Genomic DNA, 21192 nt, shown 5'->3' with positions numbered 1-21192 from the left:
ATTTCCCATTAAGTGTCAATTGGGCAGTTTATAAACAACCGCGCGGTAGTATAAAGGCAAGCCAGCAACATGGATACGTTCTTTTATTTACCTGACGATATGGAGATTGGGCGAAAATGCGACTACAAGCATGGCAGGTAGGTCTGGATATTCAAGCCGGTTTTGCCCGTGCGATCGCCGTTCAGCGGCGGCGTCATGGCTGGCAATTACGTCACTGGTGGCAACATCCTTTGCCTCCTTTCACATTGCGGGAGGGGATATTACATGAGAGCGCGCCGCTGATCGCCATTTTATCGTGCTGGCGAAAAACGCTGCCGACGTCTTTTTCATTACGAATCAGCCTTCCTGCGCAACGTATTATGCAACAACGCATGGCCGCGCCCGATGCCCGTTTGGGTGAGCCGCAGCGCAGTGCGTTTATCTTCGCTAACGCGGCAAAACAGTTTCCTCTGGCTATGGAGCATCTGGTGATGGACTACCGGGCTGACCCGCAGGGCGATAATCAGTTGGTGGTTACGGCGGCAAGGCAGCAGGAAATCGAACAGTGGATGCACTGCATGGCGCAGGCCCGGTTGTTCCCGGACACTATTGAGCTGACTCCCTGCGCCCTTCAGATGGCGGCCTGTGCTGCAGGCGTTCCGGGTGATGCATTGCTGATCCATCCCCTTGATGATCTCTTTCTCTGGGCTTCGCCGCACAGTTTGCCGTTCCAGTTTGGCATGCTGGATTATGCAGAGGCCGGCGCTGAAAACACGGTCTCTCAGAAGATTCGCACACAGTATCGCGCGGCTGCGTTATGCCATGCGGAGGACTATTACAGCGGTGAATCGTCCTCTGCGGTAATGCAATGCTGGTCGCCATTAAGCGCGATCGTGCAATTGTCCGCGCCTTTGCCGGCAAATCCCGGTGCATTCGCGCCTGCCGTCGGGCTGGCTATCCGGCAGGCAGATAACTGATGCTACAGGTCAATTTATTACCGTGGCGAAAGTTGCGCCGTCAAAAGCTGATGCGTTTCTGGCTGAAAATTTTTATTTCTGTTCCTGTCTCTGTGGTGGCCGGTGCTTTGCTTCTGGCCACTTTTCTGGTGCAGGAACGGGCGCTGTTACAGGTGAAACTGTCAGCGTTACATTCAGATATTCAAAAGATTACGCTCCGTCAGCGTCGTGTGGAGGCAGCATCGGAACAGGTAAAGGTTCTGGCTGAATCGCGTCTTTTAAGCCACCAGCGTGTGCAACGGAGTCGGGATTATCTGCAATTGTTGGTGTTACTCGCGTCAGAGATGCCCGAAGAACTCTGGCTGACGGAACTGACGGAGCATCAGGGAATGATGACGTTAAAAGGCGAAGGGCGGATATATCACGACATTGTGGCATTGAGCGAAATGCTGTCAGCAGGAGAGTTGCTCAGTAAAGTCAGTCTTTCTGATGTACAGCAGCAACCCAACAATAACTTGAGTTTCGTGATGAAAACGCAGTTTCGCCCTGAAAAAGCCCTGCCTGCGCCGGGAGTAGTGCAATGACCGGTTTACTGGCAGAGCATATTGATCCGCTGATGGAAAAACCCGGCTGGCAGCGGGTGTGCATACTGACTGCATGTCTGCTCATTCTGGCTTTGACGCTGTATCAGCTTGTATTGCGCGGGTTATGGCAGCAACACGACACACTGAAACGGGAGATTTACACCGCACGGCAGACCCTTTCCCAGGCTCAGAGGGCGTTGATGCTCAGGGTTCCGTTGGAAAGCCTGGAGCAGGAACTGGCCGGCAATGCGACATTGCAACACGAAATCCTGCCGCTTGAGCAAGCGTTTTCCCGGCCGCTGAAAGACGCCCAGGCCGTACTGATTCGCTGGAAGCCAGTTTTGCAACCGAAACAAGAACCACAGGGTGAATTGCAATTGCAGGTGACTTTTGCCGGACTGATGGATTTTCTTTATGCGCTGATGCAACGTCCCGGGCAGCCTGCATTCAGCGAGCTGAATTTACACACCACCGGTGATGCCGGGATGAAAGCCTCAGTGTTACTGACTCAAACCACGTCAGCGGCAGGATTTTTTACCGCTGCCGTCGCGCCGAATGTCGTACGTGATCCGTTTAGTGTGCCACAGACGCCGTCCTGTGCTGATTTTTCTACGGTATCTGAATGGCGCCTTAGCGGGATTTCAGATGCCGGCGGGGAGCGTTATGGCTGGCTGCTTTCACCGCAAGGGCGCTGGAGTAAAGTCGAAACGGGTACGCAATTTGGAGTGCCGCAATGGACGGTTGAAGCACTCAGCAGTTCGCAGGTTGAACTCAGCCTCAGTGATGCGCGTTGCGGTGTACTGCGTCAGATTATCAGGCTGGGTAAAGGCAAGGATTCTCCAGGGAAAGGGAAATAATGAAATACGTGACTAAGCGGATTGTACTGTGTTTGCTGTGTTTATACCTCAGCCCGGTGAAAGCTGATGTACCACCCTTGATTTCGCTGGAGTTTCAGTCCTCTCCGGTCGGTTTGGTATTACAGGCGCTGGCAGATTTCCGGCAACTGAATCTGATCACTGCACCGGGTCTTGAAGGGCAGATGAGTGTGAAGCTCAAAGAAGTGCCGTGGCAGCAGGCGCTCGACATTATTCTGCAAATGAACCATCTCACCAGCCAGTTGCAGGGCAACGTTTTAATTGTGTCGCCTGAACAAGATCCGCAGGTTGTACAACAGCGGTTGAAAGAGGCAGCCGACCTGCAGGCGCTCCACAGCCCGCTGATCAGCCTTACCGTTCCTCTGCAATACGCAGATGCGAAAGAGACGGCGCTTAGCCTGAACGCGCAGAAAGGCTCGCTGTTATCTTCAAAAGGTAATGCCTCTGCAGATCCCCGCACCAATACACTCTTATTACGTGACACGCAGGCTGCGCTGGATGTTGTGGCACCCTGGATAAAGGAAATGGATTTACCTCTTCAGCAGGTTCAACTGGCAGCACATATAGTCACAATGAACAGTGAAAGCCTGCGCGAACTGGGTGTGCGCTGGGGGTTTACCGGTGAGGAACCCATTACAAAAGCCGTGCGTATGAATAATTTTAGTATGGGCATGCCGGTCGAAAATCCGATATTTACTGCGGGTTTTAATCTTGCACATATCAGCGGGCGGATCCTTGAGCTTGAACTGACGGCGCTTGAGCAGGAAGACAAGGTCGATATTATCGCCAGCCCGCGGTTGCTGACGGCGCACATGCAGACTGCCAGCATTAAACAGGGTACGGAAATCCCGTATCAGGTTTCCAGCGGGGCGAGTGGCAGCACGTCGATTGAATTCAAAGAAGCGGTGCTGGGAATGGAGGTTACGCCGAAAATTCAGCGTGACGGTCGTATCCAGCTGGCATTGCAGATTAGCCAGAACATGCCGGGCCGGAGCATTAAGCAGTCCGAAGGTGAGGCGCTGGCGATTGATAAGCAGGAAATCAAAACTCAGGTTACGGTAAAAGACGGAGAAACTATCGTGCTTGGCGGGATATTTCAGCGTAAAAACCAAAAAACGGACACAAAAGTGCCTGTCCTCGGCGACCTTCCCGGGGTCGGTTCCTTGTTTAAACACCAGTACACCCATGAACAGCGGCGTGAGTTGGTGATTTTCATCACCCCGACCTTAATCCTTACCCGTTAAAAGGGCATTCTGACGCTCTGTAAATTGCACAATAACGTTGAGCGTATGCAACTTTTTGTGTCGCAAGAGGCTTCTGAGTTTGACGCTGCCGTCGATTTAGCTTACAAGGGTTACCGAATTGAGCACCGTGATCTTTTTATTACGACAGACACGCCGATAAAAACGTACGGTTTCCCTCCTGCGGCGTGCAAAGTGATTTATTCGGTTGCCAAACTACCAAGAGTGTTGAGATAATTTTTTTCTGATCTCGCACTATATCGCTCATGAGGTTTCAGTTTAGGTCCCGCCGCTAATTTGATTGGCGGGGCGGGTTATCATCAACGAATTGTCTTAGTAATACCGAAAAACATGGCAGAGAAACGCAATATCTTTCTGGTTGGGCCTATGGGTGCCGGCAAAAGCACTATTGGTCGACAGTTAGCTCAGCAACTCAATATGGAGTTTTTTGACTCCGATCACGAAATTGAGCGACGTACCGGAGCTGATGTGGGCTGGGTATTTGATTTGGAAGGCGAAGACGGATTCCGCGACCGCGAAGAAAAAGTGATCAACGAACTGACCGAAAAACAAGGCATTGTTCTGGCGACTGGTGGCGGTTCCGTGAAATCACGTGAAACCCGTAACCGTTTGTCAGCGCGTGGCGTTGTCGTCTATCTTGAAACTACTATCGAAAAACAACTGGCGCGTACACAACGCGACAAAAAACGTCCATTATTACAAGTGAGTGCTCCGCCACGTGAAGTGCTTGAAGCACTGGCGAGAGAACGCAATCCTTTGTATGAAGAGATTGCCGACGTCACTATTCGTACCGATGATCAAAGTGCCAAAGTCGTTGCCAACCAGATTATCAATATGCTGGAAAGTAACTGATTATTGGTGTTCATCATTGCCTGAGGGTGTCAGTTAAAGAAGGTCACAGAGCACGACATGGAGAGGATTACCGTAACGTTAGGGGAGCGTAGCTACCCCATTACGATTGCTGCCGGATTGTTCCACGATCCGGCTTCTTTTATGCCGGTAAAGGCAGGCGATCAGGTCATGATAGTGACCAACGAAACCCTGGCCCCTCTCTATCTGGACGCTATTCGTTCAGTGCTGGAGCAGGCAGGCGTTCGTGTTGATCAGGTTATTTTGCCTGATGGTGAACAATACAAATCCCTGACTGTTCTCAATGATGTGTTCTCCGCGTTGCTCAAAAAGCCGCACGGACGTGATACGACTCTGATCGCCCTTGGTGGTGGCGTCGTCGGTGATTTAACCGGCTTCGCTGCAGCCAGTTATCAGCGCGGTGTGCGCTTTGTTCAGGTGCCAACCACGCTGCTTTCTCAGGTTGATTCCTCCGTTGGCGGTAAAACGGCGGTAAACCATCCACTCGGAAAAAACATGATCGGCGCGTTTTATCAGCCTGCGTCGGTAGTGGTTGATCTCGACTGTCTGCGAACGCTGCCTGCCCGTGAAATGTCTTCGGGTCTCGCAGAAGTTATCAAATACGGCATTATTCTGGATGCTGATTTCTTTGTCTGGCTTGAAGACAACATGGAAGCTTTACTGGCGCTGGATATGAATGCGCTGGCGTATTGCATCCGCCGTTGCTGCGAGCTGAAAGCCGAGGTTGTGGCCGCCGATGAACGTGAAAACGGCATGCGCGCCTTGCTGAATCTGGGCCATACTTACGGCCATGCTATTGAAGCCGAAATGGGTTACGGTAACTGGTTGCATGGCGAAGCTGTGGCAGCCGGTATGGTGATGGCCTGTTATACGGCCCATCGCCTTGGGCAGTTCAGTCTGGGTGACATAGCCCGGGTAAAAACTTTGCTGACCCGTGCGGGTTTACCTGTGACCGGCCCTGAAGTTATGGAGGCGCAGTCCTATCTGCCGCACATGATGCGTGATAAGAAAGTACTGGCTGGCGAGCTGCGTCTGGTTTTGCCGAAAGCAATAGGTCAGTCGGAAGTACGCTCCGGCGTATCGCATGAAATGGTGCTGGCTTCGATTGAAGATTGCCGTTAAGACAGTGGTCATCATGGTGGCCACATAACGATCGATTTTACGTTTGCCAGCAAAGCTTTATATTTTTAGTCAGGATAGTTGCTCCGCGTAAAGCCTCTTGAGGCTTTTGCCGGGTTGGAGGTTTTAGATGGATGATTTAACACCGGAAGACGATCTCAAACCAGACACCAGCGATCGCCGCCCACCGCGCGCGCGCAAACCGTCTCCTTCCATTCCAAAAGTTGCGGTATCCCGTCAGTACGTGATGATCGGCATCGGTATTGTGGTGCTGGTATTGCTGATTGTCGGTATCGGCTCTGCCATGAAGTCATCTTCCTCCAGCCAGCCTGCTCAGCAGAACAATGGTCCGAAAGACATTAGTCTCGCGGGTAATGATGCGGCGGCACCTGCTCAGCCTTCTGCTCAGGCTCAGGCCAATACAGCGCAAGCTATAGACGGTCAGCAGCCAGCCGATGGCCAGCAACCGAAGAGTATCGGTTTACCGCCAGTTTCCCCGACACCAACCGAAGCTCAGCCTGTTCCGGATAATGGTCAGGCGAAAGAACGTGTCGATTTGCCGGGTGATATGAGTGATGCGCTCTCTTCTCAGCAAAATCAGGTCGATGGTGTGGCACAAGGCAGCATGGCACCCGCAGCTCAGTCACTGACTTCTTTGCCGACCGCACCCGCAACCGTTAATGGTTCTGCACGTACTCAGGCCCCGGCAGGTTCTCAGCCGTCAGCCACCCATACACGTCCTGCGCAAGCTTTGCGAAATGCGCAACCTGCTCATACTTCGAAGCCTGCTGAGCATAAAACAGCCGCTACGGCATCGCATACAGCGAAAACGCCGGTAACGAAGTCCACTGCGTCATCTGCTCCGGTTGCATCTGCACCGGCCGCAGCTTCTGGTAGCATGTCGGGCATTAAGTCTGCACCAGGTACGCACTTTACCCTGCAACTGAGCGGTGCTTCTCAGTCCAATACACTGAATGCGTTTGCAAAACAGCAGGGCCTGAAAAATTATTTGGTTTATCAGACCGCCCGCGAAGGGAAGCCGTGGTTTGTACTGGTAAGTGGTAACTATGCTTCTTCTGCAGAGGCCAAACGTGCTATTTCCAGTCTGCCTGCGGAAGTTCAGGCTAAAAAACCGTGGGTCAAACCTGTACATCAGGTACAGCAAGACCTGAAAAAATGAAACTGATCTCAACGCGATTTGCTGTCTAAAAACAGGATACAATCCGCGGCTGTGAATTGTATAAGTAGCTAACTGACGGCATGAAGAAGAACCGCGCGTTTTTGAAGTGGGCTGGCGGCAAATACCCGCTGATTGATGACATCAAACGTCATCTTCCGGTGGGAGATTGTCTGATTGAGCCTTTTGTTGGCGCGGGCTCGGTATTTTTGAATACCGAGTATGACGCTTATATTCTGGCGGATATCAACAACGACCTGATCAATCTTTACAACATTGTGAAGACACGCACTGAAGAATTCGTGCGTGATGCACGTGTGCTGTTCACGCCAGAGTTTAACGAATCAGATCGTTTTTACGTCCTGAGGGCTGAGTTTAATGCCAGCAGCGATATTTATCGTCGTTCGGTACTTTTCCTCTATCTTAACCGCCATTGTTACAACGGCCTGTGTCGTTATAATCTCAGTGGCGCGTTTAATGTGCCTTTCGGGCGTTATAAAAAGCCGTATTTCCCTGAAGAAGAACTCTACTGGTTTGCTGAAAAAGCGAAGCATGCGGTATTTGTTTGTGAGCATTACCAGGACACCTTGCTGAAAGCACAGTCTGGCTCGGTGGTTTATTGTGATCCGCCTTATGCCCCGCTTTCTGCGACAGCAAATTTTACGGCGTACCACACCAACAGTTTTAGCATGGATGATCAGCGCAACCTGGCTCGTCTGGCGTATCAGCTTTCTAATGAGAACGATGTGCCGGTGCTGATTTCCAACCACGAAACACCTCTGACGCTGGAATGGTACGCTCAGGCGAAACAGCTGCACCGTGTGTCAGCGCGCCGTACTATCAGCAGTAAAGTTGCCCAGCGCAGCATGGTGAATGAACTTTTAGCGCTATATCGCTGATGGCCGGTCAGCCGGTGATCATCGGGTAAACCTATCGTTTGGAGAAGCGGATGAAACAGTTTTTGATTGCACCGTCCATTCTGTCTGCTGATTTTGCCCGTCTGGGTGAAGATACAGCCAAAGCCCTGGAAGCGGGCGGAGATGTTGTCCATTTTGATGTGATGGATAACCACTACGTTCCCAATCTGACGATGGGGCCAGCCATTCTTAAATCGTTGCGTAACTACGGCATTACCGCACCTATTGATGTTCATCTGATGGTTAAACCGGTTGATCGCCTGATCCCGGATTTTGCCGAAGCCGGTGCCTCTTACATTACCTTCCATCCCGAAGCGTCTGAACATGTTGACCGCTCACTGCAGCTGATTAAAAGCCATGGCTGTAAAGCCGGTCTGGTGTTTAACCCGGCGACCTCCCTGAGCTATCTCGAATACGTGATGGATAAACTCGACGTGATCCTGCTGATGTCGGTGAATCCAGGCTTCGGAGGTCAGTCGTTTATTCCGGGCACACTGGATAAACTGCGTCAGGTTCGCAAGATCATTGACGCCAGCGGTTATGACATTCGTCTGGAAGTTGATGGCGGAGTGAAGGCCGAAAATATCGGTGAAATCGCCGCAGCGGGTGCAGATATGTTTGTCGCCGGTTCCGCTATCTTTAATCAGCCGGATTACCGTACGGTGATCGACCATATGCGCAGTGAACTGGCTAAGGTCTCGCATGTCTGAGCTCCTTGAGGCGCGCGGTTTAGGTTTTGATCTCGACGGTACGCTGGTCGATAGCGCGCCGGGTCTCTCCGAAGCGATGGATATGGCGCTGCGTGATTTCAGTTTACCTGCCGCAGGCGTTGAGCGTCTTAGTACCTGGATTGGCAATGGCGCTGATGTCATGGTAGAACGTGCCGTCCGCTGGGCCGGAGGCGATTTATCGCCAGCTTTCCTGCAGACGGTGCGCGATAAATTTGATCATTATTATGCCGATACCGCCGCAGGTGGCAGCCGCTTATACCCGCAAGTCAAAGAGACGCTGGCAGCATTGGCAGCCACAGGCATGCCCATGGGGCTGGTGACCAACAAACCGACGCCTTTCATTGCGCCTTTACTGCAATCGTTAGGCATCGACAGCTATTTCACGGTCGTGATTGGCGGTGATGATGTCGTGGCGAAAAAACCGCATCCGGCGCCGGTCTATATGACGCTGGCACTGCTTGGATTGCGTGCCAGTGAAATGGTCTTTGTGGGGGATTCCCGCAATGATATTCACGCTGCACAAGCCGCTGGCTGTCCGTGTGTGGGCATGACTTATGGCTATAACTACGGTGAAACTATCGCGCTGACCAAACCCGATCGCGTACTGGATAATTTCGCCGACCTTTTGCCCACGTTAGGGCTGTCATCTTTAAAAGATCAGGAAGCATAAAATGAGTAAACCCATCGTATTTAGTGGCGCACAGCCCTCCGGCGAATTGACCATTGGCAACTACATGGGTGCGCTGCGTCAATGGGTCAAAATGCAGGACGATTACGAATGCATTTACTGTATCGTCGATTTGCACGCGATCACCGTACGTCAGGATGCGGAGAAGTTGCGTAAAGCAACCCTCGATACGCTGGCGCTGTATCTGGCGGTCGGTATTGATCCGAAGAAAAGTACTGTCTTCGTGCAGTCTCATGTTCCTGAACATACCCAGCTAAGCTGGGCGCTGAACTGCTATACCTATTTCGGTGAGCTGGGCCGTATGACGCAGTTCAAAGATAAATCTGCGCGCTATGAGACATCCAACAGCGAAAGCATTACCGCTGGTCTGTTCGATTATCCGGTATTGATGGCGGCGGATATTTTGCTGTACCAGACCCATCAGGTACCGGTCGGTGAAGATCAGAAACAGCACCTGGAACTCAGCCGAGATATTGCCAGCCGTTTCAACGCGTTGTATGGCGATGTATTTACTGTGCCGGAGCCGTTTATTCCGAAATCCGGTGCGCGGGTTATGTCATTGCAGGAACCGACCAAGAAGATGTCTAAGTCGGATGACAATCGTAAAAACGTGATCGGCCTGCTGGAAGATCCAAAAGCGGTGACCAAGAAGATTAAAAGCGCGATGACGGATTCTGAAGAGCCGCCTGTCATCCGTTACGATATTAAAAACAAGCCGGGTGTTTCTAACCTGCTGGATATTCTTTCCGGTGTGACCGGCAAAGGCATTCCGGAGCTGGAAGCGGAATTCGAAGGCCAGATGTATGGTCATCTGAAAGGTGCGGTTGCCGAAGCGGTTTCAGGCATGCTGACCGACGTGCAGGAACGTTTTAACCGTTTCCGCAGCGACGAGGCTTATCTGCAACAGGTAATGAAAGAGGGCGCTGAGAAAGCCCGTGCCCGTGCCAGCGTGACACTGAAGAAAGCTTATGAAGCGATTGGCTTCGTCACGCTTCCATAATTTCTACTTCGATTGTTAAATCAAAACCACGTCTGCGGACGTGGTTTTTTGCTTTAAGACCTCAGGAAAGCGGTGTGCTCAATTCTGTTGTACCACCACGGTTTCGCTGGCAAACCAGTTAAGTTTCTGACGTAAGCTCACCACACTGCCGACAATAATCAGACTGGGACTGCGCACCTCTTTCGCCAGCTTATCGAGCTCTGTGAGCATCCCTGTCACCACCCGCTGTTGCTGGCTGGTGCCGTTTTCTACCAGTGCGACAGGTGTTTCTGCAGCCAGACCGTTTTCCAGCAGACGGCGCTGAATCTCTCCGGCCTGCGTGAGCCCCATATAAAACACCAGCGTTTGCTGGCTTTGCGCCATGCAGGCCCAGTCCACAATGCCGTCCTGCTTCGCATGACCGGTGATCAGCCGCACGCTTTGTGCATGGTCGCGGTGGGTCAGCGGAATGCCACTGTAAGCGGAGCAACCGGAGGCCGCCGTGATGCCCGGCACCACGGAAAATGCGATGCCTGCGGCTTTCAGCGCTTCCAGTTCTTCGCCACCACGACCAAAGATAAAGGGATCGCCCCCTTTCAGCCGGACAACGCGTTTGCCCATCTGGGCCTGTTCCAGCAGGATTTTATTGATGCTTTCCTGCGGTACACAATGATGTCCCGCGCGCTTGCCCACGAAAATCCGCTCTGCGTCACGACGAACCAGATTCAGCACACTGTCGGAAACCAGACGGTCGTAAACCACCACATCGGCCAGTTGCATTTGCTGCAAGCCTTTGAGTGTCAGTAATCCGGCATCGCCCGGTCCGGCACCGACCAGAATGACCTCGCCATGTTTATCCACGGGTTCATGGAATAATGCTTCAAGATATTCATGGGATTGCGCAGTGTCATTATTCGCCAGCGACTGCGCCAGGCGATGATGGTTAAACAGTTTTTCCCACCAGCGACGGCGCTCGGAGGCATCAGGGAAGCATGTCTTGACCCGCGCCCGCAATCCGCCCGCAATCTGCGCCAGTTTGCCCAGATGCTGCGGCAGAATGGACTCCAGACGTTCGCGCAGTAAACGCGCCAGCACCGGCGCATTGCCGCCGGAAGACACGGCGATCATCAGCGGAGACCGGTCAATGATTGACGGCATAATCACGCTGGCACTTTCCGGTGCATCGACCACGTTACAGAACACGCGCCGGTGATCTGCGGCTTCGCTGACTTCCTGATTTACCAGGTCGGAATTGGTCGCGGCGACCACCAGCCATTTTTCATCCACCAGCAGTGGTGAGAATTCACCGCGTAACAGGCGGACTTTACCTTCGTCTGCCCACATCTGAAATTGCGGCGTAAAGGTGAGGGCATTCACCGTCAGTTCTGCGCCAGCTTCCAGCAGCAGACGCGCTTTACGTTCAGCAACATCACCGGCACCAACCAGTAAACAGGCTCTGTTTTTTAACTGACAAAAGAGGGGCAAATAATCCATGGACGCTTCTCTATCAAACTGATGTGGCGGAACAGATAATAACGCCGCCCGGAGGCGGCGTGGAAGGCGTGCAGTTTAGCCGGCTACAGACTGAAGGCTGGCGGTATTGATTTCCACATTGCCGTTCTGTACACGGACCTCGTAAGCCGGAACTGAATACTGTTCGTCTTCCATGCAGACTCCGTCGGTCAGACGAAAATGCTGTTTTTTCAGCGGACTGGCGACCCACAACTCGCCCTGATGTTCCGCGATAATCCCCCGTGACAGCACGCTGGCCTGTGCAAACGGGTCAATGTTCGACAGGGCAAAAATCTGCTCATCAGCGTAAGGACGGAATAGCGCAACCTGCTGATCGCCTGCCAGCGCGCATACACCGCAGGCGGGTAAGATCTGGTCGACGGAACAAAGTGTTAACCACTGGTTCATAATACTTCCTCCCCGCCGGCGATTTGTCTCACCGGAATACGCTCGTCGGGACGCGCCGGACGATGCTGCTGACGCTCACCGACAAACTGCACGTTCGGGTCACGCTGGCTGCTGTTGATAAAATGGCTGAAGCGGGTTTGCGCAGCCGGGTCGTTCAGGGTTTCCTGCCACTCGCAAACGGCCGATTCACGCAGGCGTGCCAGTTCGGCTTCCAGTTGATCGTTAAGCCCCAGTTTGTTATCGATGATGACTTTGCGCAGGTAGCCGATACCGCCTTCGAGGTTATCCATCCAGACCGAGGTGCGTTGCAGCTTATCGGCGGTGCGGATGTAGAACATCATGAAACGGTCGAGATAACGCAGCAGGGTGTCATTATCCAGATCGGCGGCCAGTAAATCACCGTGCCGTGGTTTCATGCCACCGTTGCCGCAGACATAAAGATTCCAGCCGTTTTCTGTCGCGATAATCCCGACATCTTTGCCCTGTGCTTCAGAGCATTCACGGGTACAGCCGGATACGCCGAATTTCATTTTATGCGGGGTACGGATGCCTTTGTAGCGGTTTTCCAGGCTGATGCCGAAACCGAGGCTGTCGCCCACACCATAACGGCACCAGGTGCTGCCAACGCAGGTTTTCGCCATGCGCAGGGCTTTGGCGTACGCCTGACCGGTTTCGAATCCGGCACTGATCAGTTTCTGCCAGATGGCCGGTAAATCGTCTTTTTGCGCGCCGAACATGCCGATACGCTGTGAACCGGTAATCTTAGTGTAGAGATTGTACTCAGCCGCGATTTCACCTATTGCCTGCAAGCCTTGCGGCGTGATTTCACCACCCGGCGAACGCGGTATAACGGAATAGGTGCCGTCTTTTTGCATGTTGGCGAGAAACACATCGTTGGTGTCCTGCAACGGCGTGTGCTGCGATTTCAGCACATAATCATTCCAGCAGGAGGCCAGCAGCGAGCCGACGGTTGGTTTACAGACTTCGCAGCCGTAGCCTTTGCCGTATTTATTCAGCAAATCGTTGAATGAGCGGATGCCTTCAACGCGGATCAGGTGATAAAGCTCCTGCCGCGAATACGCGAAGTGTTCGCAAAGATGATGGTTAACTTCGATGCCTTGTTTGCTGAGTTCGGCATTCAGTATCTGCGTCACCAGCGGAATACAGCCGCCACAGCCAGTGCCAGCTTTCGTTGCTGATTTCAGCGCCGCCACGGTAAGACAGCCACCCTGAACTGCTTTGATGATATCGCCTTTGGTGACGTCAAAACACGAACAGATTTGTGCGCTTTCCGGCAGGGCATCAGTGCCCATCACTGCGCTGCCACTGCCTGCATGAGCGGGCAGGATCAGCGCATCCGGATTTTCCGGCAAAGGAATACTGTTCAGTACCCGTTGCAGCAGATTGCCGTAATCACTGGTGTCGCCGACCAGCACTGCGCCAAGCAGCGTTTTATTATCTTCGCTGACGACCAGGCGTTTATACAATGCTTTGGTTTCATCCAGATAGACATAGCTGCGCGCGCCTGGCGTACGGGCATGGGCGTCGCCGATACCGGCCACATCGACGCCTAACAGTTTCAGTTTGGCGCTCATGTCGGCACCCGTGAAAGCGTTATCGCGACCCAGTAAATGGTCGGCGGTGACCTGCGCCATTTTGTAACCCGGCGCGACCAGTCCAAAAGTCCGCTGATTCCACGAGGCACATTCGCCGATGGCATAGACGTCCGGGTCACTGGTTTGGCACTGATCATTAATCACGATGCCGCCGCGCGGGGCGATCTGCAGATCGCACTGACGTGCCAGTTTGTCCTGCGGTCGGATACCGGTGGAGAACACGATGAAATCGACTTCGAGGAAAGTACCGTCGGCAAATTCCATTGTTTTACGGGCAGCACTGCCGCCCTGAACAATCTGGCGCGTATTTTTGGCGGTATGAACGCGTACGCCCATGCTTTCGATTTTCTGACGAAGCTGGCTGCCACCCTGTGTATCAAGCTGTTCCGCCATCAGGCCAGGCGCAAATTCGACAACGTGCGTTTCTACGCCAAGGTTTTTCAGTGCCCCGGCTGCTTCGAGGCCGAGCAAACCGCCCCCGACCACCGCACCGCGTTTACTGCGACGGGCACAGGCCTCGATGGCATGTAAGTCTTCAATGGTGCGGTAAACGAAGCAATCCTGACCATCAGAACCGGTAATCGGCGGCACCCACGGGTAGGAGCCGGTAGCAATAATCAGTTTGTCGTAATACACCGTGCGACCGCTGCTGGAGTGAATGACTTTTTCACTGCGGTTGAGCGTAATTGCCCTTTCGCCAATCAGCACATTGACATGATGCTTTTCGTAAAATCCTTCGCGAACCAGTGACAGCTCTTCCGCAGTATGGTGGGAAAAATAAGAGGAAAGATGGACGCGGTCATAGGCCACGCGCGGCTCTTCACAAAACACCGTGATATCGAACTGATCCGGTTCTGCTTTATCCAGTAAATCTTCGATAAAGCGATGGCCGACCATGCCGTTGCCAATCATCGCGATTCTGACTTTGCTCATAATTGCCTCAATATTGATTTTCTGAGGCTAAACATAACCCGCGCGTAACAGGGGGTATTGATGCAAATCAAGCCGATCCCAATATACTCCTTAGGGGGTATTTAACTGATTTCATTGGGTTTTTGTGTAACCTTTCGATTTATAAACACTTTCAGGCTATTGTTCTAGGATTGGCTTTTAAAAAACCACAACACAGTCTTTCTAAAAATGGTGAGGTAATGCGTGAAGAAAACTCTTTTGCGTACCGTTAAAAATGTCAGGTTGCCTGGCCGTGAAGGGTTATGGCAGATAGACATCGACGACACCGTGATACGCCAGATTGTCCCCCAGTTGGACAATGCCGATTACGGCAAACATATCCTTGATGCTGAAGGCGGGCTGGCAATCCCCCCTTTTATCGAACCGCATATCCATCTTGATACCACCCAGACTGCCGGTCAGCCAGCATGGAATCAGTCCGGCACGTTATTCGAAGGCATTGAGCGCTGGGCTGAACGCAAAGCGCTGCTCTCGCATGAAGATGTTAAACAGCGCGCATGGCAAACCCTGAAGTGGCAGATTGCCAACGGCATCCAGCATGTGCGCACTCATGTGGATGTGTCTGACCCGACGCTGACGGCGCTCAACGCCATGCTGGAAGTGAAAGCCGAAGTCGCGCCGTGGATCACGCTGCAAATTGTGGCGTTTCCGCAGGAAGGCATTATGTCGTACCCGAACGGTGAGGCCTTGCTGGAAGAAGCGCTGAGGCTGGGCGCGGATGTGGTAGGCGCTATTCCGCATTTCGAATTCACCCGCGAATACGGCGTTGAATCACTGCATAAAACCTTCGAACTGGCGAAAAAATACGACAAGCTGATCGACGTCCATTGCGATGAAATTGACGATGAACAGTCGCGTTTTGTCGAAACCGTGGCCGCGCTGGCCTTGCGGGAAAATATCGGCCCACGCGTCACCGCCAGTCATACCACGGCAATGCATTCCTACAACGGGGCGTATACCTCGCGTTTATTCCGCTTGCTGAAAATGTCCGGTATCAACTTTGTCGCCAACCCGCTGGTCAATATCCACCTGCAGGGGCGGTTTGATACTTATCCGAAACGCCGCGGTATAACGCGTGTGAAGGAAATGCTGGAGGCGGGGATCAATGTCTGTTTCGGGCATGATGATGTGTTTGACCCGTGGTATCCGCTTGGTACCGCGAATATGTTGCAGGTACTGCATATGGGGCTGCATGTCTGCCAGTTAATGGGATATCAGCAAATTGATGACGGGCTGAAGCTCATCACCACCTGCAGCGCCCGGACTATGAATCTGGAAGGTTATGGTCTTGAAAGCGGCAATGCTGCCAGCCTGGTGATCCTGCCGGCGCAAAGTGGTTTTGATGCCGTACGCCGCCAGACGCCGGTACAATATTCCGTGCGCGAAGGGGTACTGATCGCGCAAACACAGCTCGCAAAAACGGTCATCCATCTTCATGAAGATTACCCTGTAGATTTCAACAGTTAAGACCGTTAAAAACAGGGTGTAATATTTTGAAATAATTAGAATATTTATTCTCAAGCGTAAATAAAAGTAAAGGTCTGGCGCTGAGCGTAAAGGCTCTTTAGAATCAGTAAGATCTGTTGTTTGTATTCTGGAGAAAGGAACTGTCATGTTTAAACGTACTTTAGTGGCCCTCACTGCGCTGCTATCCCTGACTGCAATGTCGCCCGTTCTTGCGGCCGCTCAAACCCACGTCATGCTGACCACTTCAGCAGGGAATATCGAACTGGAACTCGACAGTGCGAAGGCACCGGTTTCTGTAAAGAATTTCGTTGATTACGCCCAGAGCGGCTATTACAACAACACCATTTTTCATCGCGTGATCCCAGGTTTCATGGTTCAGGGGGGCGGTTTTACGGCTGACATGCAGCAGAAAGCGACCAAAGAGCCCATCAAGAACGAAGCGGATAACGGCCTGCGCAACCTGCGCGGCACCATCGCCATGGCGCGTACTGCCGATAAAGACAGCGCGACCAGCCAGTTCTTCATCAATGTGGCAGATAACGCCTTCCTCGATCACGGTCAGCGTGATTTCGGCTATGCCGTATTCGGTAAAGTCATCAAAGGGATGGATGTGGTAGACAAAATGTCTCAGGTCAAAACCAATAATGTCGGGCCTTATCAGAACGTGCCGACGACGCCGATTGTGATCCTGTCTGCGAAAGTGCTGCCTTAATTTCTCAGCCTTTCTTCCAGAATACTGTTTTTCTAAGCCTCCGGTTCCGGGGGCTTTTTATTGCCTGTCTGCTAACACGCTTAAGCTGAAACGCATCAGCTTATGAACCTTCATTCTTGTTTCAGATCTCAATTTCATGTGCAAATTTTCCCTCAACTAAACAATTTTTGCGAGGCCGGGCACGTTACCATCTGCCATTTAGCCTCAAAAACGCTCAACTTGAAGGCTGTCACATTTTTCGCCTGACGGAGTTTGTAGGCTGAATTGCTTTTGGGCTAAATCAATTCAGCAAAAAGGGGTTATTGTGAAAAAATTACTCGCAACCGGGATCGTTCTGGGGCTTTTTTCGTGGCAAGCTGCTGCACAAACTATCGTGCTGACGGATGCTGAAGCCGGTACAGAACTGGGAAACTGGAAGACTGATAGCAAAAAGCTGAACATTGCGGGAACCGATTTCAGCATCGAACAAAAAGTGTTACACGGTGGCAAACAGGAAGGGTCAAAAGTTATTACCATTACCAGCAAGGGACTGACCATCGCTCTCAGCCCGACGCGCGGGATGGATTTATTGCACGTGACCGGCGATAACATTCGCTTAGGCTGGGATTCTCCGGTTCAGGAAGTGGTCAATCCTGCGTACATCAATCTTGAAAGCCGTAACGGTGTGGGCTGGCTGGAAGGTTTCAACGAAATGATGGTGCGTTGCGGCTTTGAATGGACCGGACATCCTGTTACTGCCGACGGCATGATTTATACGTTGCACGGCCGGGCAGGCAATACACCCGCCTCGAAAGTGGTGGTTGAGATCGCCGATAAAGCCCCTCATGAAATCACAGTGCGTGGCTTGCTGAAAGAAGATACCTTTAAGAAAGCCAAGCTGGAAACCTGGACTGAACTGCGTTACGTGCCGGGTAGCCATTCGTGGACTATTCACGACACCCTGACTAACCAGTCGGATTATCCGCACGACTATCAGATTATTTATCACAGTAATTTCGGTCAGCCGATCCTTGAGCAGGGTGCCCGTTTCATTGCGCCGCTGAAATCAATCTCTCCGTTCAATGATTACGCCAAAAAAGGTTTAGCAGACTGGCAGACTTACGCCGGGCCGACCAAAGGCTTTGATGAGATGGTCTTTAACATGGTGCCGCTGGCGGATGCGCAGGGTAAAACGATTGCCGGCGTAGTGAACAAAGCGGGGAACAAGGGCGCATCGATTGAATTCGATACCCATCAGTTGCCGCTGCTGACGCTGTGGAAAAATACCGACACCCTGAAGCAGGGTTACGTTACGGGTATCGAACCGGGCACTAACTATGCCTATCCGGTGACTATCGAACGTAAACAAGGCCGCGTGAAACAACTGCAACCCGGCCAGAGCACGGTCTTTGAGTTGAAATATTCACTTCTGCCGGATGCGCAGGCGGTGAAACAGCTTGAGGATCGGGTGAAAACACTTCAGGCAGATCATAAAACAGATGTGAACGAGACCCCTATCGCTGTTGAATAATCCGAGTTTAGGGCGCTGAGGCTGGCGCCCTTTTTTCTCTGTCTATACTTAACTCCACCAGGTATATACCCGAATAGCTGTACCCAGGGAGGAAATGATGGCGAAGAAACTGACACTCAGGCAGCAGGAAAAACTTTTTCGCGAACGTCAGCGGCAGAACTTTCAGGCCAGCAGTGCGCTTGATGGTTTGCAGGTTGAGGTTATCACGTTAGACAACGAACAAATTTCACAACGTCTCACCGAACTGAGGAAGCACTATGAACGATAAACTCGTGGCCGGTGCCGACCCTTATTATTATCCCGGCATCAATGTGCTCAAAAACCGGCTGGAAATACGTGAAGAGCATCGGCTGTTGCAGGCTGAACTGGCGTTTACTGCCCTGCGCGCGTCAGCGATGCCGCTTGGGCCTTCAGTGATGGGATTGCCGCATCTGTGTGCGGTGCATCTGTCCTTGTTCCAGGATATTTATACCTGGGCAGGCGAGTTCCGTGAGATTGATATTTATAAGGATGACACGCCGTTTTGCCATTTCGAATACATTGAAAAAGAGGGCAATGCGCTGATGCAGGAACTGGAAGAGGAGAAATTTCTGATCGGCTTACCGCTGGATAATCTTGCTGAGCGACTGGCTCATTATTATACCGGGCTGAATTTGCTGCATCCGTTCCGCACAGGGAATGGTCGTGCGCTGCGCATTTTTATCGAGCAACTGGTCATTCATGCTGGCTACGACATTGACTGGTCTAAAGTGGATCGGGAAAGCTGGCTGGCAGCCAATAAAACAGCGGTATTTGGTGATGAATCAGGGTTGGTGGCAATTTTTAATGCCGTTGTCAGTGAAATCCCGGAAGAACATTAAGCGACAAAATACTGAGCCCGCGCTGAAAAATGCGTAGAATTGCCCGGTAAATTCTGCGACTTTTACCGGGTATATTATGCTGCTGCTGATCGACAATTACGATTCCTTCACCTACAACCTCTATCAATATTTTTGCGAGCTGGGCGCAGAAGTGAAAGTAATGCGTAACGATCAGCTTACCCTCTCCGACATTGAACAACTTTCTCCTTCACATCTGGTGATTTCTCCGGGCCCGTGTACGCCTGATCAGGCGGGCATATCCCTGCCCGCCATTGTCCATTTCTCCCACCGTTTACCGATTCTTGGCGTTTGCCTCGGGCATCAGGCGATGGCGCAGGCGTTCGGCGCGAAAATCGTCCGTGCGCGGCAGGCCATTCACGGCAAAACCTCACCTGTCCGCCATACCGGCAGAAGCGTCTTTACCGGGCTGAATAATCCGCTGACCGTGACGCGCTACCATTCTCTGGTGGTCGCGCCACAGACGCTGCCCGACTGTTTTGAGGTCACGGCATGGACAGAACGTAGTGGTGATCGCGACGACATTATGGGCATCATGCACAAAACCTTGCCCCTGCATGGCGTTCAGTTTCATCCTGAAAGCATTCTGAGCGAGCAGGGGCACCAGCTTCTGGATAATTTCCTTAAAATCTAATCAGTTAATATTGCTGAAAAAATTACTTCCGCCTCGGGTGCGATTTTCGTTTGCCTGTCTGTGATTTTTTATGCATATTTTGTGATTATATTTTCATATTAATGGCAGTGGGGAGACGAGTAATGTCAGAAAAATCAGCGGTAGATCGGGGTACATTCGATAAAGTCATTTTACCGGTTTATTCACCGGCGAAATTCATTCCGGTGAAAGGTAAAGGCAGTCGCGTTTGGGATCAGCAAGGGAATGAATATGTTGATTTCGCAGGGGGTATTGCTGTGACAGCGCTCGGGCATTGCCATCCGGCACTGGTGAAAGCGTTGCATGAGCAGGGCGAAACCCTCTGGCATGTCAGTAATGTATTTACCAATGAACCCGCCCTGCGACTGGCGCAGAAGCTGATCGATGCCACTTTTGCCGACCGTGTATTTTTCGCTAACTCCGGCGCTGAAGCCAACGAAGCGGCTTTTAAACTGGCGCGTTACTATGCTTCACACCGTCACAGCCCGTACAAAAGTAAGATCATCGCTTTCCATAACGCCTTCCATGGTCGCACGTTGTTCACAGTTTCCGTGGGTGGCCAGCCGAAATACTCCGACGGCTTCGGCCCGAAACCCGCTGACATTGTGCATGTGCCGTTCAACGATCTGGATGCCGTAAAGGCGGTGATCGACGACCACACCTGCGCCATTGTGGTTGAGCCGGTGCAGGGGGAGGGCGGCGTTACCCCCGCTACCCAGGCGTTTCTGCAAGGCCTGCGCGAGCTTTGTGACAAACATCAGGCGCTGCTGGTTCTGGATGAAGTACAAAGCGGTATGGGACGCAGCGGCAAGCTGTTCAGCTATATGCACTACGGCGTGACGCCCGATATTCTGACCACAGCCAAAGCGCTCGGCGGCGGTTTCCCGGTCAGTGCCATGCTGGCAACTGAAGAAGTGGCTTCCGTTATGGAGCCGGGCAAACACGGCACCACCTACGGCGGCAACCCGCTGGCCTGTGCGGTGGCTGAAGCTGCGCTGGATATCATCAATACACCTGATGTACTGGCTGGCATCAACGAACGCCGCGAGAAATTCATCAGCGCGCTGGATGCCATCAATCAGAAATATCACATCTTCAACGAGTTCCGTGGTCAGGGGCTGCTGATCGGCGCCGAGCTTGCCGATGCGTATAAAAACCGTGCCGGAGAATTCCATGCCGCCGCCGCAGAAGCCGGGCTGATGATGCTGGTCGCCGGACCAAACGTGATGCGGTTTGCGCCTTCACTGGTGATTGATTTCGCTGACATCAGCGAAGGGATGGAAAGGTTTGAGAAGGCGGTGGGGAAAGTTTGTGGGGGGTGATCCCCA

At 52.3% G+C, this 21192-nt stretch carries 21 protein-coding genes; 18 read left to right on the top strand and 3 right to left on the bottom strand.

Annotation, left to right across the window (positions count from 1 at the left end; genetic code table 11):
- Window positions 1–116 precede the first annotated feature (116 nt).
- The 11 genes from pilM to trpS all read left to right on the top strand — a co-directional run bounded on the left by pilM (window position 117) and on the right by trpS (window position 10158).
- Entirely contained in the window at window positions 117–956 is an 840-nt protein-coding gene (gene pilM, locus ETV65_RS15865; RefSeq protein ID WP_129953791.1) for a pilus assembly protein PilM, read from the top strand.
- Entirely contained in the window at window positions 956–1519 is a 564-nt protein-coding gene (locus tag ETV65_RS15860) for a PilN domain-containing protein (RefSeq protein WP_129953790.1), read from the top strand. The genes pilM and ETV65_RS15860 overlap by 1 nt, the downstream gene beginning before the upstream one ends.
- Window positions 1516–2376 (top strand): DNA utilization family protein, encoded by an 861-nt coding sequence (locus tag ETV65_RS15855; protein WP_129953789.1) that lies wholly within the window; start codon window positions 1516–1518, stop codon window positions 2374–2376. Before ETV65_RS15860 ends, ETV65_RS15855 begins: the two co-directional genes overlap by 4 nt.
- Window positions 2376–3638 (top strand): DNA uptake porin HofQ, encoded by a 1263-nt coding sequence (hofQ, locus tag ETV65_RS15850; RefSeq protein WP_129953788.1) that lies wholly within the window; start codon window positions 2376–2378, stop codon window positions 3636–3638. The genes ETV65_RS15855 and hofQ overlap by 1 nt, the downstream gene beginning before the upstream one ends.
- Before the next feature lie 348 nt (window positions 3639–3986).
- Window positions 3987–4508: a shikimate kinase AroK gene (aroK, locus tag ETV65_RS15845; protein WP_014333540.1), complete on the top strand. Its 522-nt coding sequence runs from the start codon at window positions 3987–3989 to the stop codon at window positions 4506–4508.
- Window positions 4509–4565: 57 nt separating this feature from the next.
- Window positions 4566–5648 carry a 3-dehydroquinate synthase gene (gene aroB, locus ETV65_RS15840; RefSeq protein WP_129953787.1) on the top strand — a complete coding sequence of 361 codons (1083 nt, stop codon included), beginning with the start codon at window positions 4566–4568 and terminating at the stop codon, window positions 5646–5648.
- Window positions 5649–5775: 127 nt separating this feature from the next.
- Window positions 5776–6825, top strand: a complete 1050-nt coding sequence (locus ETV65_RS15835; protein WP_129953786.1) for an SPOR domain-containing protein — start codon at window positions 5776–5778, stop codon at window positions 6823–6825.
- A gap of 80 nt (window positions 6826–6905) precedes the next feature.
- Window positions 6906–7721 (top strand): adenine-specific DNA-methyltransferase, encoded by an 816-nt coding sequence (gene dam, locus ETV65_RS15830; RefSeq protein ID WP_129953785.1) that lies wholly within the window; start codon window positions 6906–6908, stop codon window positions 7719–7721.
- Window positions 7722–7771: 50 nt separating this feature from the next.
- The gene (gene rpe / locus ETV65_RS15825; protein WP_129953784.1) at window positions 7772–8449 is read left to right on the top strand and encodes a ribulose-phosphate 3-epimerase; all 678 of its coding nucleotides are present in this window, start codon (window positions 7772–7774) and stop codon (window positions 8447–8449) included.
- The gene (locus ETV65_RS15820) at window positions 8442–9140 is read left to right on the top strand and encodes a phosphoglycolate phosphatase (RefSeq protein ID WP_129953783.1); all 699 of its coding nucleotides are present in this window, start codon (window positions 8442–8444) and stop codon (window positions 9138–9140) included. Before rpe ends, ETV65_RS15820 begins: the two co-directional genes overlap by 8 nt.
- Window position 9141: 1 nt before the next feature.
- Window positions 9142–10158: a tryptophan--tRNA ligase gene (trpS, locus tag ETV65_RS15815; RefSeq protein ID WP_129953782.1), complete on the top strand. Its 1017-nt coding sequence runs from the start codon at window positions 9142–9144 to the stop codon at window positions 10156–10158.
- Window positions 10159–10236: 78 nt separating this feature from the next.
- On the opposite strand, the gene cysG is transcribed toward trpS, so the two are convergent.
- From cysG to nirB, 3 genes are all read right to left on the bottom strand, one after another.
- Window positions 10237–11631, bottom strand: coding sequence for a siroheme synthase CysG (cysG, locus tag ETV65_RS15810; protein ID WP_129953781.1), 1395 nt, complete (start codon window positions 11629–11631; stop codon window positions 10237–10239).
- A 75-nt stretch (window positions 11632–11706) separates the two neighbouring features.
- Window positions 11707–12057, bottom strand: coding sequence for a nitrite reductase small subunit NirD (gene nirD / locus ETV65_RS15805; RefSeq protein ID WP_129953780.1), 351 nt, complete (start codon window positions 12055–12057; stop codon window positions 11707–11709).
- Window positions 12054–14606 (bottom strand): nitrite reductase large subunit NirB, encoded by a 2553-nt coding sequence (nirB, locus tag ETV65_RS15800; protein ID WP_129953779.1) that lies wholly within the window; start codon window positions 14604–14606, stop codon window positions 12054–12056. The genes nirD and nirB overlap by 4 nt, the downstream gene beginning before the upstream one ends.
- 222 nt (window positions 14607–14828) lie before the next feature.
- Between nirB and ETV65_RS15795 the strand changes: the two genes are divergently transcribed.
- From ETV65_RS15795 to ETV65_RS15765, 7 genes are all read left to right on the top strand, one after another.
- Window positions 14829–16112, top strand: coding sequence for a cytosine deaminase (locus tag ETV65_RS15795; protein WP_129953778.1), 1284 nt, complete (start codon window positions 14829–14831; stop codon window positions 16110–16112).
- A 145-nt stretch (window positions 16113–16257) separates the two neighbouring features.
- Window positions 16258–16824 (top strand): peptidylprolyl isomerase A, encoded by a 567-nt coding sequence (gene ppiA / locus ETV65_RS15790; protein WP_129953777.1) that lies wholly within the window; start codon window positions 16258–16260, stop codon window positions 16822–16824.
- Window positions 16825–17128: 304 nt separating this feature from the next.
- Entirely contained in the window at window positions 17129–18334 is a 1206-nt protein-coding gene (locus ETV65_RS15785) for an aldose 1-epimerase family protein (RefSeq protein WP_129953776.1), read from the top strand.
- A 94-nt stretch (window positions 18335–18428) separates the two neighbouring features.
- Window positions 18429–18602, top strand: a complete 174-nt coding sequence (locus ETV65_RS15780) for a YhfG family protein (protein ID WP_235173559.1) — start codon at window positions 18429–18431, stop codon at window positions 18600–18602.
- A complete protein-coding gene (locus ETV65_RS15775; RefSeq protein WP_129953775.1) occupies window positions 18592–19194 on the top strand; it encodes a putative adenosine monophosphate-protein transferase Fic in 603 nt (200 codons plus the stop codon). The genes ETV65_RS15780 and ETV65_RS15775 overlap by 11 nt, the downstream gene beginning before the upstream one ends.
- Window positions 19195–19270: 76 nt before the next feature.
- On the top strand, window positions 19271–19846 hold the full coding sequence (locus ETV65_RS15770) for an aminodeoxychorismate synthase component II (RefSeq protein WP_129953774.1): 576 nt from the start codon (window positions 19271–19273) through the stop codon (window positions 19844–19846).
- A 122-nt stretch (window positions 19847–19968) separates the two neighbouring features.
- A complete protein-coding gene (locus tag ETV65_RS15765) occupies window positions 19969–21186 on the top strand; it encodes an aspartate aminotransferase family protein (RefSeq protein WP_129953773.1) in 1218 nt (405 codons plus the stop codon).
- Window positions 21187–21192 lie beyond the last annotated feature (6 nt).

It is taken from the genome of Rahnella sp. RFA10(1/100), assembly GCF_004195115.1.
Classification (GTDB): Bacteria; Pseudomonadota; Gammaproteobacteria; order Enterobacterales; family Enterobacteriaceae; genus Rahnella; species Rahnella perminowiae.
Note: the sequence above shows the minus strand (reverse complement) of the source record. Positions and strands in the feature narration are given on the sequence as shown.

Coding starts and splice junctions, on each gene's coding strand:
- pilM (WP_129953791.1), top strand. CDS start 117: ATGCGACTACAAGCATGGCAGGTAGGTCTGGATATTCAAGCCGGTTTT.
- ETV65_RS15860 (WP_129953790.1), top strand. CDS start 956: ATGCTACAGGTCAATTTATTACCGTGGCGAAAGTTGCGCCGTCAAAAG.
- ETV65_RS15855 (WP_129953789.1), top strand. CDS start 1,516: ATGACCGGTTTACTGGCAGAGCATATTGATCCGCTGATGGAAAAACCC.
- hofQ (WP_129953788.1), top strand. CDS start 2,376: ATGAAATACGTGACTAAGCGGATTGTACTGTGTTTGCTGTGTTTATAC.
- aroK (WP_014333540.1), top strand. CDS start 3,987: ATGGCAGAGAAACGCAATATCTTTCTGGTTGGGCCTATGGGTGCCGGC.
- aroB (WP_129953787.1), top strand. CDS start 4,566: ATGGAGAGGATTACCGTAACGTTAGGGGAGCGTAGCTACCCCATTACG.
- ETV65_RS15835 (WP_129953786.1), top strand. CDS start 5,776: ATGGATGATTTAACACCGGAAGACGATCTCAAACCAGACACCAGCGAT.
- dam (WP_129953785.1), top strand. CDS start 6,906: ATGAAGAAGAACCGCGCGTTTTTGAAGTGGGCTGGCGGCAAATACCCG.
- rpe (WP_129953784.1), top strand. CDS start 7,772: ATGAAACAGTTTTTGATTGCACCGTCCATTCTGTCTGCTGATTTTGCC.
- ETV65_RS15820 (WP_129953783.1), top strand. CDS start 8,442: ATGTCTGAGCTCCTTGAGGCGCGCGGTTTAGGTTTTGATCTCGACGGT.
- trpS (WP_129953782.1), top strand. CDS start 9,142: ATGAGTAAACCCATCGTATTTAGTGGCGCACAGCCCTCCGGCGAATTG.
- cysG (WP_129953781.1), bottom strand. CDS start 11,631: ATGGATTATTTGCCCCTCTTTTGTCAGTTAAAAAACAGAGCCTGTTTA.
- nirD (WP_129953780.1), bottom strand. CDS start 12,057: ATGAACCAGTGGTTAACACTTTGTTCCGTCGACCAGATCTTACCCGCC.
- nirB (WP_129953779.1), bottom strand. CDS start 14,606: ATGAGCAAAGTCAGAATCGCGATGATTGGCAACGGCATGGTCGGCCAT.
- ppiA (WP_129953777.1), top strand. CDS start 16,258: ATGTTTAAACGTACTTTAGTGGCCCTCACTGCGCTGCTATCCCTGACT.
- ETV65_RS15780 (WP_235173559.1), top strand. CDS start 18,429: ATGATGGCGAAGAAACTGACACTCAGGCAGCAGGAAAAACTTTTTCGC.
- ETV65_RS15775 (WP_129953775.1), top strand. CDS start 18,592: ATGAACGATAAACTCGTGGCCGGTGCCGACCCTTATTATTATCCCGGC.
- ETV65_RS15770 (WP_129953774.1), top strand. CDS start 19,271: ATGCTGCTGCTGATCGACAATTACGATTCCTTCACCTACAACCTCTAT.
- ETV65_RS15765 (WP_129953773.1), top strand. CDS start 19,969: ATGTCAGAAAAATCAGCGGTAGATCGGGGTACATTCGATAAAGTCATT.